Here is a 1,113-nt window from a genome sequence, read left to right on the forward strand (position 1 = left end):
TCGATCTTGAGTATTATGACCTCGGCATGGAAAACCGCGACGCCACCGACGACCAGGTGACGATCGATGCAGCCAACGCCATCAAGAAGCACGGCGTCGGCGTCAAGTGCGCCACGATCACCCCGGACGAAGCCCGCGTCGAAGAATTCAAGCTCAAGAAGATGTGGAAGTCGCCGAACGGCACCATCCGCAACATCCTCGGCGGAGTCATCTTCCGCGAGCCGATCATCTGCAAGAACGTGCCTCGTCTGGTTCCGGGCTGGACCAAGCCGATCATCGTCGGCCGTCACGCCTTCGGCGACCAGTACCGCGCCACCGACTTCAAGTTCCCCGGCAAGGGCAAGCTGACGATGAAGTTCGTCGGCGAAGACGGCAAGGAAATCGAATACGACGTCTTCGACGCACCGTCGGCCGGTGTTGCCATGGGCATGTACAACCTCGACGATTCGATCACCGAATTCGCCCGCGCTTCGTTCAACTACGGCATCCAGCGTAAGGTTCCGGTCTACCTCTCGACCAAGAACACCATCCTCAAGGTCTATGACGGCCGCTTCAAGGACATCTTCCAGAAGGTCTTCGAGGAAGAATTCGCCGAGAAGTTCAAGGAACTGAAGATCTGGTACGAACACCGCCTGATCGACGACATGGTCGCTTCGGCGCTGAAGTGGTCCGGCGGCTACGTCTGGGCGTGCAAGAACTACGACGGCGACGTCCAGTCCGACATCGTGGCTCAGGGCTTCGGCTCGCTCGGCCTGATGACCTCGGTTCTGATGACGCCGGACGGCAAGACGGTCGAAGCAGAAGCGGCCCACGGCACCGTGACCCGTCACTACCGCCAGCACGAGAAGGGCGAAGAGACCTCGACCAACTCGATCGCTTCGATCTTCGCCTGGACCCGTGGCCTTGCCCATCGTGCCAAGCTCGACGGCAATGCCGAACTCGCCCGCTTCTCCGAAACACTGGAAAAGGTCTGCGTCGATACCGTCGAAGCCGGCTTCATGACCAAGGACCTGGCGCTCCTGATCGGCCCCGACCAGCCGTGGCTCTCGACCACCGGCTTCCTCGACAAGATCGACGAGAACCTGAAGAAGGCAATGGCTGCCTGATCGGCAC

The 1,113-nt window shown here is 60.4% G+C and carries 1 protein-coding gene; it reads left to right on the forward strand.

Annotation, left to right across the window (positions count from 1 at the left end; translation table 11 throughout):
• The coding region (locus C6558_RS38700; protein ID WP_107028841.1) for an NADP-dependent isocitrate dehydrogenase at window positions 1-1,106 on the forward strand (1,106 nt) is incomplete at its 5' end.
• Window positions 1,107-1,113 lie beyond the last annotated feature (7 nt).

This window comes from Ensifer sp. NM-2 (assembly GCF_003024455.1).
GTDB classification, from domain to species: domain Bacteria; phylum Pseudomonadota; class Alphaproteobacteria; order Rhizobiales; family Rhizobiaceae; genus Ensifer; species Ensifer canadensis.